The organism is Granulicella sp. S156 (assembly GCF_009766105.1).
GTDB lineage: Bacteria > Acidobacteriota > Terriglobia > Terriglobales > Acidobacteriaceae > Granulicella.
Map to the genome: position 1 here is coordinate 399,483 of NZ_LMUH01000026.1, position 13,173 is coordinate 412,655.

General features: G+C 55.9%; 12 protein-coding genes. 9 read left to right on the forward strand and 3 right to left on the reverse strand.

Annotated features, from left to right (window positions below; translation table 11 throughout):
• The first annotated feature begins 67 nt into the window (after positions 1 to 67).
• The 4 genes from GSQ91_RS23210 to GSQ91_RS23225 all read left to right on the forward strand — a co-directional run bounded on the left by GSQ91_RS23210 (position 68) and on the right by GSQ91_RS23225 (position 5,047).
• Positions 68 to 490 carry a hypothetical protein gene (locus GSQ91_RS23210; protein ID WP_158824128.1) on the forward strand — a complete coding sequence of 141 codons (423 nt, stop codon included), beginning with the start codon at positions 68 to 70 and terminating at the stop codon, positions 488 to 490.
• The gene (locus GSQ91_RS23215; RefSeq protein WP_158824129.1) at positions 487 to 1,392 is read left to right on the forward strand and encodes a hypothetical protein; all 906 of its coding nucleotides are present in this window, start codon (positions 487 to 489) and stop codon (positions 1,390 to 1,392) included. The genes GSQ91_RS23210 and GSQ91_RS23215 overlap by 4 nt, the downstream gene beginning before the upstream one ends.
• A 472-nt stretch (positions 1,393 to 1,864) precedes the next feature.
• On the forward strand, positions 1,865 to 4,624 hold the full coding sequence (gene mobF / locus GSQ91_RS23220) for a MobF family relaxase (protein WP_158824130.1): 2,760 nt from the start codon (positions 1,865 to 1,867) through the stop codon (positions 4,622 to 4,624).
• A gap of 114 nt (positions 4,625 to 4,738) precedes the next feature.
• Positions 4,739 to 5,047, forward strand: a complete 309-nt coding sequence (locus GSQ91_RS23225; protein ID WP_158824131.1) for a helix-turn-helix domain-containing protein — start codon at positions 4,739 to 4,741, stop codon at positions 5,045 to 5,047.
• A 1,330-nt stretch (positions 5,048 to 6,377) separates the two neighbouring features.
• Here GSQ91_RS23225 and GSQ91_RS23235 read toward each other — a convergent pair.
• The gene (locus tag GSQ91_RS23235) at positions 6,378 to 6,776 is read right to left on the reverse strand and encodes a helix-turn-helix domain-containing protein (protein ID WP_158824132.1); all 399 of its coding nucleotides are present in this window, start codon (positions 6,774 to 6,776) and stop codon (positions 6,378 to 6,380) included.
• A gap of 92 nt (positions 6,777 to 6,868) precedes the next feature.
• On the opposite strand from GSQ91_RS23235, the gene GSQ91_RS23240 reads away from it, so the two are divergent.
• The 5 genes from GSQ91_RS23240 (at position 6,869) to GSQ91_RS23260 (ending at position 10,267) form a co-directional block, all read left to right on the forward strand.
• Positions 6,869 to 7,735 (forward strand): SDR family oxidoreductase, encoded by an 867-nt coding sequence (locus GSQ91_RS23240; protein WP_158824133.1) that lies wholly within the window; start codon positions 6,869 to 6,871, stop codon positions 7,733 to 7,735.
• A 98-nt stretch (positions 7,736 to 7,833) separates the two neighbouring features.
• Positions 7,834 to 8,532 carry a DsbA family oxidoreductase gene (locus GSQ91_RS23245; RefSeq protein WP_158824134.1) on the forward strand — a complete coding sequence of 233 codons (699 nt, stop codon included), beginning with the start codon at positions 7,834 to 7,836 and terminating at the stop codon, positions 8,530 to 8,532.
• Between the two features lie 37 nt (positions 8,533 to 8,569).
• On the forward strand, positions 8,570 to 8,962 hold the full coding sequence (locus GSQ91_RS23250) for a DoxX family protein (RefSeq protein WP_158824135.1): 393 nt from the start codon (positions 8,570 to 8,572) through the stop codon (positions 8,960 to 8,962).
• A gap of 171 nt (positions 8,963 to 9,133) precedes the next feature.
• Positions 9,134 to 9,481, forward strand: coding sequence for a hypothetical protein (locus tag GSQ91_RS23255; protein ID WP_158824136.1), 348 nt, complete (start codon positions 9,134 to 9,136; stop codon positions 9,479 to 9,481).
• Between the two features lie 99 nt (positions 9,482 to 9,580).
• Positions 9,581 to 10,267 carry an aspartate/glutamate racemase family protein gene (locus GSQ91_RS23260; RefSeq protein ID WP_158824137.1) on the forward strand — a complete coding sequence of 229 codons (687 nt, stop codon included), beginning with the start codon at positions 9,581 to 9,583 and terminating at the stop codon, positions 10,265 to 10,267.
• A gap of 167 nt (positions 10,268 to 10,434) precedes the next feature.
• Here the strand turns inward: GSQ91_RS23260 and GSQ91_RS23265 are convergent, their stop codons facing one another.
• Both GSQ91_RS23265 and GSQ91_RS23270 read right to left on the reverse strand, forming a co-directional pair.
• Positions 10,435 to 11,604 (reverse strand): DUF4185 domain-containing protein, encoded by a 1,170-nt coding sequence (locus GSQ91_RS23265; RefSeq protein ID WP_158824138.1) that lies wholly within the window; start codon positions 11,602 to 11,604, stop codon positions 10,435 to 10,437.
• 271 nt (positions 11,605 to 11,875) lie between these two features.
• Positions 11,876 to 12,892, reverse strand: a complete 1,017-nt coding sequence (locus GSQ91_RS23270) for a LacI family DNA-binding transcriptional regulator (protein ID WP_158824139.1) — start codon at positions 12,890 to 12,892, stop codon at positions 11,876 to 11,878.
• Between the last annotated feature and the right edge of the window lie 281 nt (positions 12,893 to 13,173).

The following is a 13,173-nucleotide window of genomic DNA, read 5'->3' on the forward strand; positions in this document are numbered from 1 at the left end:
GAAACCGATAGAGCGGTGGAAGCATCCAAACGCTTCAAGGTACACCTGTTCCAGCAGAGCATCTCGAATGGCCTCCTCAAACGACAAGCCGCACGAAACGATCATGCCGTCGTCCTCTACCGGGCCGTCAAATGAGACCTCCCGTGCGAGATCCATTGCCACGCGCCTCACCGAAACCGAGTTCGGCGAGGTGGAGGCAGCAGCCGCGAACGCCGGTAAGAAGGTGGCGGAATGGCTCCGCGAGGCGGCACTCGCTCATGCTCGTGCTGGCCAGGAGGAACAAACCGATCCGATTCTACTGGCGGAGATCATGGGGATGCGTGCCCTGATGCTGAATCTGTTTGCCAGAGCGTCGGAAGGGCCACTGACCACTGAAGACCTACGCAAGATGTCGGCCTATTCGGACTCTATCAAGGAGCAGAAGGCCAAAGAGTTCATGGCCCAGAGGCTTCGCCGGAACAGTATCAAAACCACGGTCAAGCCGGAATGAAACTCTCCCGCATTCGATTTGCATTTCCGTGGCGCATCGCCGTGATTCTGGCCCTTGTTCCATGCCTGCCGGTACTCGCGTTCTGGGCATGGTTCAGGTGGGAAGTACCGCCGTTGCAGCGGTATTATCTCGCCGCCTATTGGGACAGTTCCGAAGGTGCAAAGCAGCCTGGTGCGCAGACTCAAATCCGATGGCTCATGGCGACGGCTCCCGGACGCAAGAGACGATGGTGCATCGGCTCCGATGTCACGGATGGAAGCCAGAATGATCTGTCGCTGAAACTCTCGCCCGCAGCTCTTGAACAAGGATGGGTGGGCATAGAGAGGACCTCCGTAGAAAGCATGGGTTCCGCCGAGCTGGAAGCCGTCCTACAGGAATATTTCTATGACGGCGTAAGTTTCCGTCAACTCGTAAATGAACCGTTGCTCTATGGTATTGCGGCCTGGGTGATCGTCGCGTATCTGGCGTTCATGATGAGGGAGGATATTGGGGAAGAATGCAGACAACTTCGACGAGCGGTTACGGAGCCGAAATGGTCATCGAATTCTGAAGCAGATTGGCCCGAGAATCGAGAGGGGATTGTCGCTCGAATTCGGTCGCGAATTGCCCACTGGATTAGTGAGAAGGAAGTACAGCTTAAGCGGGCGAAGTTCGGGACTCAAAGCAGCCGCCGATCCATCCTTAAGCAGTTCCCGAATCCAGAGAGTCTTCGTGGGAGTTGCCCACCAGCATCGACTGAAGTTCAACACGAAGTTTCTACCGCACAGCAACTCGCCAATCCACTCCCTTCTCACTCTCCAAAGCTACCGCCCCAGCGACGTACGATCTTCCCCAGATCGTCGCCATCGGATTCGGCACATTCGCAGCCAGAACCGTGGGACGAGTCGGAATGGATTGATTGAGGGAGAGACCTCCGATGTCTCGAAGTCTACCAAGTCAGATCGCGTATTAACTCCGCATCTCTTCGCTCAACGGTAAGCAGCAGACAAAGCCTTCAAGTTAATCTCCTTCAACTTATCTCAAAGGGCTGCCTGACAAGAGCTATTTGAGAGCGAGAGAGACCTCGTTTGAGTATGGAAATACATCGGTCAGAACTCAAGAGAAAGAATTGTCACGGATGACTTTCTAGCAGCGTGTTGAGTCTTGCATTCTGCCATCTATAACTACTTGCTATGGGCTAGTAATTGCCACTGTAATCTCTGGTCTTTCACTCTAGTAATTGCTTTGCAAAAGACAGAAATAGCCAATAACCATAGGGGTCTAAGCGACTATGACCCGAAAAAATATTCTGTAATAACGACCCACTTATCCACAATTATGGGCTACGATGTGAACCAAGACAGTAACGAGATGCTGTCTTGCGAGCCCAAGCATATGTTGACCATCTCTAAATCGTTGTCTGCTGGACAAGCACGGACGTATCATGCGCGCGAGTTCACTTCCGAACGACAGAACTACTGGAGTCGCGACCAGCAAGGGCATAGCGAGTGGCAGGGGAGCCTTGCGAAGGAGTGGGGCCTATACGGCAACGTAGGCGCTGAAGAGTTTGCTCGTCTGAGCGAAGGTCGGCATCCGGAGAGCGATGCGCAGCTCGTCAAGCACCAGCCCGCTAGGACCTACGACAATCGCTATGGCAAGCAGATCACCAGTTCAGAGCATCGCGCAGGATGGGACGCTACGTTCTCCGCCCCGAAGTCTGTCTCACTTACGGCCCTTGTGGGTGGCGATGATCGTGTGCGAGAGGCACACCGCGAAAGCGTTCGCGTGGCATTGCAAGAATTGGAGCGGTATACACAGGCGAGGATCGGTAATGTTCATGCGCCGGAGACAACGGGCAAGTTCGTTGCCGCTACCTTCGAGCATGACACCGCTCGTCCCGTAGACGGCTATGCTGCACCGCAGCTTCACACTCACGCTGTGGTTTTCAATGTGACCGAGCGGGAGAATGGGCAGACACGTGCGTTGCAAGAGCGCAGCTTGTTTCAGTCGCAACAGTATGCGACAACCGTTTACCGCTCCGAGCTTGCGATGAGGCTCCAGGGACTCGGCTATGAGATCGAACGTGGCAAGCATGGGCAGCCTGAGATCAAGGGTTATTCGCAGGAGTATCTGGAGGCATCGAGCCCGCGTCGTGTGCAGATCAAAGAACACCTGCAGGAGATCGGCAGAGAGGGTGCGGGCGCGGCGCAGGTTGCCGCGCATCGCACCCGAGACAGCAAGGAGCTTCATTCGCCCGAAGAAGTGCTGCAGCAGCACCGTGAGCTGGCCGCGCGGTTCGGCCATCAGGCTGATCATGTAGTAGCAAAGGCACACGAACAGCACCATGAAGCGCAGCCGGAGAGGACGGCGCAACAGTCAGTGACGTATTCACGCAACCACGTCTTTGAACGCTCTGCTGTTCAGGACGAACGCGCAATCCTGCAAGCGGCGATCGACCGCAGCATGGGACAGGCTTCTTATAGCAAGGTACGCGATGAGTTTGAGCAGCGGGTGATGAGAGGGGAGTTCCGAGCTGTAGCACGGACAGATGGCCGAGCAGCACCACAGTACACAACCGCTGAGATGATGCGGATGGAGCGTGAGATCGTCGGTCACATGCAGCGCGGCAATCAGCGCGGCTACGACGACCCAATGCTGGTGTCGCCACAGTTGCGAATCTGGACAGAAGATCGTCACCCTGAGTTGAATCGTTCGCAACGCAAGGCGGTCGATGAGGTATTCCTGAGTCGCGAGAAGATTGTGGGCTTGGATGGTGTCGCCGGTGCAGGTAAGACAACGACGCTCGCTGTCGTCCGTGAGGGGGTAGAAGCGCAGGGGTACAAGGTCGAAGGGTTTGCGCCGACATCTCGCGCGGCACACAAGCTCGCTGAGGCCGGCATGGAGACCTCGACTATCCAGCGTCATCTTGCCAAAGGGACGCAACCCGACACCGGAGAGAAGCGCTTGTATGTGCTCGATGAATCCTCGCTTGCATCCACGCGCCAGATGCACGACTTCATCGAACGTCTCCATCGGAATGATCGGGTGCTCTTGGTGGGAGATAGTCGCCAGCATGAGGCCGTCGAAGCGGGGCGTCCGTTTGCGCAACTACAGGAAGCAGGGATGCGGACGGCGACGCTGAATGACATCGTTCGCCAGCGCGATCCAGAGTTGAAGCAGGTCGTTGAGCAGTTGGCACGCGGCCAAGTGGGAGCCGCCGTCGAGAGTCTTGACCAGCAAGGCCGTGTGCATCAGGTAAGGGGACACGATGAACGTATTGCGGCGATTGCGCGGGAGTACGCCAGGTCTCCCGGCGGCACACTCGTTGTTTCGCCAGACAACCGTTCGCGCAGCGAGATCAATCGGCGGATACATGATGAGCTGCAATCGCGTGGACTTGTGAGCAGGCAAGAGCATTCCGTGCGGACGCTTGTGCCACGTCAGGAGATGACCGGCGCGGATCGCAGTTGGGCTCAGCAGTACAAGGCCGATGATATTTTGCGTTACTCGCGATCATCGAAGGAAACCGGCATCGAGAAAGGCGAATATACCCGCGTCCTGACTGTGAACGCCCAAGCGAACACCCTGACTGTGGTCCGGGGAAATGGGGAGCAGACCACCTATGACCCGCGTCGCCAGGTTGGAGTTTCGGTCTACCGAGAGCAGGAGAAGAGATTCTCCGTGGGTGATCGCATACAATTCACCGCGCCTAGTCAGGACTTGAAGATCGCGAATCGTGACTTGGGGACGGTGGAGAGCATTGGGCGGGACGGAGCGATGCGGTTGAAGTTGGACGATGAACGCGGCGTCGACTTCAATCCGCAACGCCATCCTCATCTTGACCACGGATACGCCGTAACCAGCTACTCCAGCCAGGGCCAGACTGCGGAGCGCGTGTTGGTCCACGTAGATACAGAGCTTGCCGCAAAGGATCTGCTCAACAGCCGAATGGCATATGTCTCGATCTCGCGCGGTCAATGGGACGCGCAAATTTTCACGGACAATCTGGAAAAGCTGCCACAGGCCTTAGGTCATGATGTTTCGCACCAGAGCGCATATAGGCCGGAGCAAGCTATCGGCTTAGCTCAGCAGAAGGTCGTGCCTCCGCCAGCGCATGACAAGGACTTGAGTATGGGGTTCGGGTTGAGTCTCTGAGGAACGGTGGAACATTGCACCGCGAGAGAACAGGGTTGCGGCAACAAGGAAGCTTAGTTGAGTGCAGCAAAGCTTTAGAAGCGAGTACGGAAATCTGCAATAGGGGATGGGGATATGTCGGCACAGCAAATCATCGACTTCGATAAAGTCGGCTTGAAGTCGTCCCAGCGGGAGCATACAGGGACAGAGTTCAAGACTGGTCGCAGGAAACCGCCACAACGGGTCACCGTCGCACCCGAAAACAAGATCCTGGTGAGTCGCGAAGAGGCGTCCCAGATGCTTTCCATCAGTCAGCGCGCGCTTGATTACCTCGTGGCGACGAAGCGATTGGCCGCCAGAAGAATTGGTGGCAGGGTTCTGATCCCGGTCTCAGACCTGCGTCAATATGCGCGCTTTGACCATCCCGAACGGATTGCAGGCTAATCTCTGGCTTGAGTGCTTGTGTTCATAATTATGGACACAAAGGGCGACTGCGTTCATAATTCAGAACGTAGCCCCGCCATGGACAGTCTTCCCATCCCAGTCAAGAACGCCCTTCGGAAACTCGGAAGCGACATCCGAGATGCGAGACGGAGACGACGCATCCCAGCGGCGGTCATGGCTGACCGCGCGTTCATTTCGCGCACCACCCTTGTGAAACTTGAAAAGGGTGATCCCGGCGTTGCTATGGGAACCTACGCCGCTGTTCTATTCGTACTCGGAATGATCGACAGGCTCCGCGAACTCGCGGAAGCCAGATCGGATGAGACCGGGTTAGCGCTTGAAGAGGCGCGTCTCCCAAAACGTATTTCAATCCGCCGAGCACAGAGAAAACTGAGGTGAGACTTCAAGTCTGATGGGATTTGCACTTAAAAGATGAAATCTAGAAGCTCCACTCTATGAACAACTTGCGGACAACAACGGCCACCAAACAGCCACCAAGGGTTGCCTTAGAAACACGGCAATCAGCCCATCACAAAAACAGCCACCGAACGATTAGCAAAGGCTACCAGCGGTCTTGGTGGCTGTTAAAGTCCGCAAGTGAATCCGCCGATACCGCTTGGTGGCTGTTTTGGTGGCTGTTGCTTTCCAACTTTTCTGCTTTTGGATGCGACTCCGTGCAAGCGAGATAGTGACTATATCTATTGCAATGACTAAATTTATGCGACTTTCTGCGATCCAGTGCAAGAGCCTGCAAAAACGCAAAATACTGACTCAAAATCCGCCGAGGGCAACCTCGTGGGGGTTCGACCCCCCCTCCCGGCACCAAATGTTAATCAGATTCAATCCATTCAAAATAAATGGTTTAAGCGAGAATCGAGCCGGTAGGCGCACGGCTTACCAGGTTCGTTTTGAACTGTACCGGAAGGTCTTCGGTACAACGCCGTCGGATGGGAGTCTAGGTGGGATCAACCAACCAAGCCAGCATCGGACGCGACGGGTGCGGGTTAGGGCCAGCCTCAGCGAAGCACCACTGCCGCCCTCCAAGCCGATGCCAATATCGTTTAGTGATCCAGGCAGAGGTCTTGTTGGGGTGGCGATACTTCACCCATCGCCAGAGTGAGTGCCAGAGGACCATCCCCGTTTTCCGGTATGCCGAAGACGCCCTGGCCATCAGCGCACACGGCCACTGACATGACCAGCCATGCCCTGGAACGCAGTCTGTGGAAGAGGTCCTGTTTTTGTCGCTCGCCTGCCGATCGACATCTCGCTATGCACTTTTGCCCGTCACTGATATGCGTCCATCGACTCACTGCCTGAGCGATGCGATGACCTAACCGGCCTCACGCTCTTTTGCGTTGTCGCGGTTTTTGAGGACTCGGCTGGCATTCTTGTGTACGAAGCTCAGCAGTGACTGCACATGCTTGCCCAGTTCACAGCCGAGTGGCGTCAAGCTGTACTCGACCTTCGGGGGCTTAGTAGCATGCACCTCCCGTCTGACGAAGCCGTCTACCTCGAGCCTGCGCAATGTTTGCGACAGCATCTTTTCGCTCACGCCACCGATGAGATACGCCAGTTCACTAAAGCGATAGCTACGCTCGAGTAGGAGCACGAGCACGAGGGAACCCCATCGGGACATCACATCGTCGAGGATGAGGCGGGTCGGACAGTTAGCGGAATGGAGGTTCGCTTTCGGAACCCGGACAGCTTTTGTGGATTTGGGCCAAGGCATGGATAGAGCTTACCTTCAGGTACGTACTTACTTCAAGTAAGCCATGCCGTTACTCTGGTGATTGTAGGCCAGAGGCCAACGGGAGAAGAACCATGATCGTTGTAACGGGAGCAACAGGACAGTTGGGCCGCCTTGTTATTGATGAGCTGCTGAAAACGACCGAGGCGAAAAACATCATTGCTGCTGTTCGTACGCCTGTAAAGGCAAACGATCTTGCAGATCGGGGCGTTCAGGTGAGGGAAGCGGATTACTCACGGCCGGAGACGCTGGCAACCGCCTTCGAGGGGGCTTCCAAGCTACTGCTGATTTCAGGAATCGATCTGGGCAAGCGGGAAGAGCAGCACAAAGCCGTCATCGATGCGGCGAAATCCGCTGGTGTCAGCTTCCTCGCGTACACAAGCATTCTGCATTGCGATACCTCTCCACTGCTGCTGGCGGCGGAGCATCTGGCGACCGAGCGGTACCTCCAGTCGAGTGGGTTGAACTACTCTCTCCTGCGGAACGGCTGGTACTACGAGAATCAGACCGCAGCCATCCCGCAAGCTATTAAGAATGGAGCCTTCATCGGTGCGTCGGGTGACGGAAGATTCGCTGCCGCGTCGCGTTCCGACTATGCCGCCGCCGCTGCCGCGGTACTGATCGGGGAGGGGCATGAAAACAGCGTTCTTGAGTTGGGCGGCGATCAACCCTACACCCGCGCTGAACTGGCTACAGAGGTAAGTAAGCAGACCGGTGAGGTGGTTCAGTACAAAAACCTCTCCGAGTCGGAGTACCAGAAAATTCTAAGCAGCTTCCTGCCGCTCATTCTGGCTGAGTCCGTCGCGGATGCTGAGGCGCATGCAGCAGAAGGGGAGCTCGATGACAATTCACGAACGCTGAGCCGCTTGCTCGGACGACCGACGGCCACTCTTGCGGAGGCGGTTACGTACGCGCTCAGGACACCTCCAGCCGCTCACTAGGCGTAAGCGCTCATCAAGTGAGGTCAGCAAGCCCGAGCCTCACTTGCCTCGGGCCGGGTGTCCCCGGCCTCGCCAAAATGTCGATTGGAGGAGAACCTATGGAAAAGATACTCACTGTTCAGGTCTGGTCCGACGTGATCTGCCCGTGGTGTTGGATTGCGGAGCACCGCTTTCAGCAAGCGCTCGCGAAGTTTGCCCATCGATCGCAGGCCGACGTCGTCCACCGCGCGTATCGTCTCAAGCTTGGTGAGGCTCGACACCCTGTAGAAGAGATGCTCATGAAGAAATTTGGTCCGCGCGTCAATCCTCTGCAGTTTCTCTCCCAGATGGAAGGTGCCGCTGCTCAGGACGGCCTGGACTACCACTTGGCCGGTACATGGGTTGGTGACACCACAGACGCACACCGGGTGGTGAAGCTCGCCCGGAAGTATGGCCTTCAGAGTTCTTTGCTCGAAATCTTCTACAAGGGTTACCTTTCCGAACACGAAGACCTCCTGGACAGGGGAACGCTCGTGCGGCTTGCGCAGACCGCAGGGCTTGAGGCTTCAACACTTGAGGCGCTCTTCGCAGGAGATGACTTCCTGGCTGAGGTCGAGAGCGATCAGAGAGAAGCAATGCAGCGCAGGATTTCAGGCGTTCCATACTTTCTCTTCGGAGAGAAAACATCTCTCAGTGGTGCGCAACCGGAAAACATCCTGGCGTCCACGCTCGCCCACGCCTGGAAAACGGAAAGCGTTCTGCCAGAGCAATCTACGGATGCACAGGTCTGTGGGCTAGAGGGCTGCACCATTCCCTAGAGGGCCACCCCTAACCATTGTTCACGAGGAGCATTTAATGCAAAGCAAGCGCATGACCTGGACCGGCAGGGTTATCTCCGGAGTCGCGTCATTCCCATTCATCTTCGGCACTCTTGCCACGTTCTTCCCGGCGATCCCGTCGCCAACCCATCAAGAGATGATTCACATGGGGATGCCTCCGCATATCGAGGCGATCCTTGCTTGCCTCACCATTCTCTGTCTCGGTGCCTACTGGTATCCCGCGACCGCGATTCTTGGAGCGATCTTGTTCACGGGCCACATGGGAGGAGCGATCCTTGCACACCTGCGGGTCGGCGACCCACTCGTGCTTCAGATTGTGACTCCCAGCCTCCTCTGGTTGGGCGTGTGGCTGCGCGATTCACGCTTACGCGCACTCATTCCTCTTCGCAAGATTGCTCCCGCAGTCTAAACAGGTTGCGGTGTCCTGTTGTGCTGGTTTATGACGGCAACCTGAATGATTTGCCCATGATGCCGAGATTGCGCCAGCTATCGACGACTTGAGCACAGCGCTGACGCCTACGGTATTAGGGGCATAGAGTCGGTGTGCGGCGAGTCGACAGAATTCAGTAGGACTCATTCCATGAAGACCGTGAAATCTTCTTCGCCACGGGCCTGGTTATCTGTTGCCACGGTCGCGCTCGCATCCTTCATCCTGATAACCACGGAATTTCTCCCTATAGGCTTTCTGGAGCGGCTCGGACTTGCGTTCCACGTCGAGCAGGGCACGGCGGGGCTGATGGTTACAAATCCCGGCATGGTTACTGCTTTCGACGCACCGCTAGCTACGTTGCTGGCTGGACGTGTGGATCGGCGATTTGTGCTCGGTGCCTCGCCAATAGTGTCTCAGCGCCGCTCCTTATGGCGGCCTACGTGCAACTCAAGGTGTATGAAGGACGAACAAATTGAAAAGTGCAGAGTGGACGGTTAGCATGATTCAGTAAATATGTTGAGCCGAAACAATGTGTGACGAGGTTCGAAGAACTTCAACCTTACACAATTACGAACTTACTTATAGGAGTGGTGGAAAATGTCCACAGCGCCACGCACTTTCGGCCTGGTTGCCGGACTCGGTGTCGGTTCAGGAATCTTCTACTATAAAGCACTTGTCGATGCACATCTCGCTTTGGGTCTCTCGGCTCGCCTTGTTATGGTCCATGCTGACGTTCGCAGAGTGTTGGCTCACGTCGCGGCACAAGAGGCAGATGAGTTGGCTGAGTATTTAGCCGGACTTCTCCATCAGTTGGCCGCTGCCGGAGCGGAAATCGCTTCCATCCCTGCTTTTTCTCCTCAACTATGCGCCTCCCAGCTTGCTGCTATAACACCTCTGCCGCTGGTCAATCTCGTTGACGTGATATCCGCGGAAGTTGAACGTCGGAAGCTCCGCAGCGTTAGTCTATTTGGCGCTTCAGCCACGATGCAGACGAAGCTATTCGGAGCCCTTCAGCATGTCGAAGTGATCACGCCGACGCCTCACGAAGTCGATATCATCGGAAAGATCTACACGCAAATCGTCGAGAAGGCAGGTGCTTCCGAAGAGGAGTACAGCCAGTTACGCGCTCTCGCACACACAATCATCGATCGAGAGAAAGTGGAAACGATCATCCTTGCCGGAACCGATCTTGCACTGGTTTTCAATCCGGTGAACACCGACTTTCCTCACATTGACGGAGCCCGGCTTCATGTAGGAGCGATCATGCGAGCCATCACGTCTTAGAGCAGAATCCCTATTACTATCCCCCGGAAAGAGCTTAGAAGTGGCACTCTTCTTGGGGAAAAGTGCCCATCAAATGATCGCCACTGGGTACATCTATAGGGATTCTGCTCTAGCTCCTGCATAATGCCGGAGAGAAGCCGTGGAAACTTCCTCTATAGCGGGCACCCTCATTCTTTCTTTTGAAATGTGACCTTCACCAGTTGGATCGCCTGCTGAAGAAATCCTGTGGTCTGCACGTAGGTGACATATTCTGTCAGTCCGCTGTCTTCTTCGAACTCAGGATGCGCGAGTGCCGCGTAGTTTGCCGTTCCGCTCTCTCCCTGTTGTCCTACAAATAGTAGGGTCTCAGCTGACCAGGGGCCCCAGGGATGATTAGCCGCCCGGTAGTACACGTTGTTGTTATAGATGCCGCTGTAGATAGCGATGTATTGGTGGAGAGCCTTGTCGTAGAAGATTGAGTTGCCTGCAGCACCACCTTGAAAGACTGTTATGGCCGCGTTTGGGTCGGAACTCCACGTATCTCCGCCAGCATAGTAGCGCCATGCATTCGCGATGAGCACCTGCAGGATGGGCACGCGAGCGATCCGGCAGTTCTCGACGAGAAATCCTCCCTGGCACCCAACGGCATATAGCAATCCATCTTCCACCAGCCATCCGCCCCCATAGGCAACCTGGTCTCCCTGCCACATGAGCGTGGGCTCCGGTGTTCCGGGTGATTCAACGGGACGAGTAATTTTGCCTCCCAGTTCAATCGCTATGCCGGTTCCCACGACCTGAAATCCCTGGATATCTCCGCCACGGAATACCTTGCCGTAAAACTGGTATGCCGCCGATGTGCCTGGTATGGGGACAATTGGGCCGGGCCATATGGCGTAGTCTTCGCCACAGGTGCTCGCCGGCGTGGCCGTGCAGTGATTGGGGTCGTGGGTGTAGTTGAACTGTTCTTCTGCCGGCAGGAATGGCATGTACTCGATCGGAACCCCGGTCTTATCGAGATGATCGTGGTTTAGGTAGATTCCATTCGAGGCATTGAGGGAGTCTGTCCATGCCAGGGTGTTGCTAATGAAGTTGTGGCCATCTACGTTATCGGCCCGCATCGACGTATCGTTGAACGCCCAGTAAGACTCTCCGTCGATCACCGCGCTGTAAGTTCCGTCGCGCCCATAAATAAGCGGATTCTGTTTCACGGCGCCCATGGGCACAACGGCAGAGAGATTCGGGACAGTTGGAGCCGAGGGCGTCTGTGCCTGCAGATGCGATCCGACGGAAAAGCATGTTGAGAGGCAAACTGCCAGGGACGGGAAGAGAGGTTTACTGCCGCGTATAACGAGTTTCATTGGGGGTTCTCCGCTTACACTATTGGATATGGTACCGATTCCAGAAAGCGGGACCACACTATCCGAAATTCGTGGCCACTGTCAACGGGCCCCTCTGCCTGCTTTTGAGGGAACACTCGATGACTCGCTAGACACAAACGAAGATGGGCCGATGGGTAGGGAGGAAACCAGTTACAGAAAGTCCGGGGAGAAGGCACGGCGGCCGCTGCAATTGGACGGCAAACTTCGCCGACAAAAGAGTGGGCCGTCCAGGAAGACTATTAAGCGAGGATCAAGAGCATCCGCAAGAGTGCCTGCAGATAAATTCGGTCTCGACGGTCAGATGGTGCGGGACATTTGACGAACGTTCTATTTGTTCGAAGATGAGGCGTGTCGCTGCCCACCCGATCTCTGAAACTGGCTGCCGGACGACAGAGACGGTCGGAGTAACGATCGAAGAGAGAGGAAAATCGTCGAAGCCTATCAGGGCCACTTCTTCGGGGATTTTGCGACCTAGCTTCGACAGCTCCTCGTAGACCGAGACGGCTGCGGCATTCAACAGGCCAAAGATCGCGTCAGGGCGGCGTTTTATGGGGCGCTGGAGGGCAGCTATCAAACCTTTCGTTACTTCAGATGGAGTGGCGGAAGATATGATCTCTGTGCTGAGGGAAGCTTGCTGGAGCGCGTCCTTGTAGCCCCGCTGGCGCTCCTGAATCGTATAGAGATCGGGGTCGCCGCCAAGGCAGAGAATCTTTTTACGCCCATGAGAGATCAGGTGTTGCGTAGCCTTGAACGCTGCATCGTAGTTGTCGCAGGTGACCGAAGACGTGCGGGCGAGAAGAGGCCGGTCAACGGCGACGACAGGGACATTCAAGGCCTGTACGGCATTGAGAAAAGCCTGCGTCTGAATACGCGGTGGAACTACGATCAGGCCGTCGACCCGGTGGCTCTGGAAAACGGCGATCTCTCTGGTCTCCTGTGCGGCATCGTCGGCGGATGCGAGGACAATAAGTACATAATCTTTTTGCCGGGCCAATGTTTGGACAGTATCCGCCAGGTTTGCAAAGAACTCGTCTTTGAGCGATGGAACAATCAAGCCGAGAGTGTGAGTATGCTCTCCCTTAAGAGCACGTGCGGCGTGATTCGGCTGGTACCCCAGCTTTTTCATCACAGCCTGAACTCGAGCCATGGTGCCTGCTTCCACGTAGTGCCCGCCATTGATGATGCGAGATACCGTGGTAGTGCCTACCCCTGCCTCCCGCGCGACATCAACGAGCGTCGGTCGTTTGCGGGTCGCTGCTCGACGCAATGGTCGTCCTTCTTGTGCTCCTCCGGAAGTCATTCGGTGGGATCCTCACGTCTACCGTATCTTTGCCCTTCGATGCCAAAGGGGGCAGCCAATGAGACAGCGCTTTTCCATGTGACAACACCTTTACGTGTTTCATGGCGCCACAGGGACGATGGCTGGGAACGGTTCCACGCCATCGCTCTCAACGTAGCAGAGTCCATCGCCAACCGCAATCGATCTGATTCCTGATGGTAAGCAGCTCGGGTGCGCCCGGCAAACAATCGTTTAACTACGACTAGAGT

Excerpts from the sequence above, each read along its gene's own strand:
- GSQ91_RS23260 (WP_158824137.1), top strand. The coding sequence starts at position 9,581 with ATGTCCACAGCGCCACGCACTTTCGGCCTGGTTGCCGGACTCGGTGTC.
- mobF (WP_158824130.1), top strand. The coding sequence starts at position 1,865 with ATGTTGACCATCTCTAAATCGTTGTCTGCTGGACAAGCACGGACGTAT.
- GSQ91_RS23265 (WP_158824138.1), bottom strand. The coding sequence starts at position 11,604 with ATGAAACTCGTTATACGCGGCAGTAAACCTCTCTTCCCGTCCCTGGCA.
- GSQ91_RS23210 (WP_158824128.1), top strand. The coding sequence starts at position 68 with ATGGCCTCCTCAAACGACAAGCCGCACGAAACGATCATGCCGTCGTCC.
- GSQ91_RS23235 (WP_158824132.1), bottom strand. The coding sequence starts at position 6,776 with ATGCCTTGGCCCAAATCCACAAAAGCTGTCCGGGTTCCGAAAGCGAAC.
- GSQ91_RS23240 (WP_158824133.1), top strand. The coding sequence starts at position 6,869 with ATGATCGTTGTAACGGGAGCAACAGGACAGTTGGGCCGCCTTGTTATT.
- GSQ91_RS23250 (WP_158824135.1), top strand. The coding sequence starts at position 8,570 with ATGCAAAGCAAGCGCATGACCTGGACCGGCAGGGTTATCTCCGGAGTC.
- GSQ91_RS23245 (WP_158824134.1), top strand. The coding sequence starts at position 7,834 with ATGGAAAAGATACTCACTGTTCAGGTCTGGTCCGACGTGATCTGCCCG.
- GSQ91_RS23215 (WP_158824129.1), top strand. The coding sequence starts at position 487 with ATGAAACTCTCCCGCATTCGATTTGCATTTCCGTGGCGCATCGCCGTG.
- GSQ91_RS23255 (WP_158824136.1), top strand. The coding sequence starts at position 9,134 with ATGAAGACCGTGAAATCTTCTTCGCCACGGGCCTGGTTATCTGTTGCC.
- GSQ91_RS23225 (WP_158824131.1), top strand. The coding sequence starts at position 4,739 with ATGTCGGCACAGCAAATCATCGACTTCGATAAAGTCGGCTTGAAGTCG.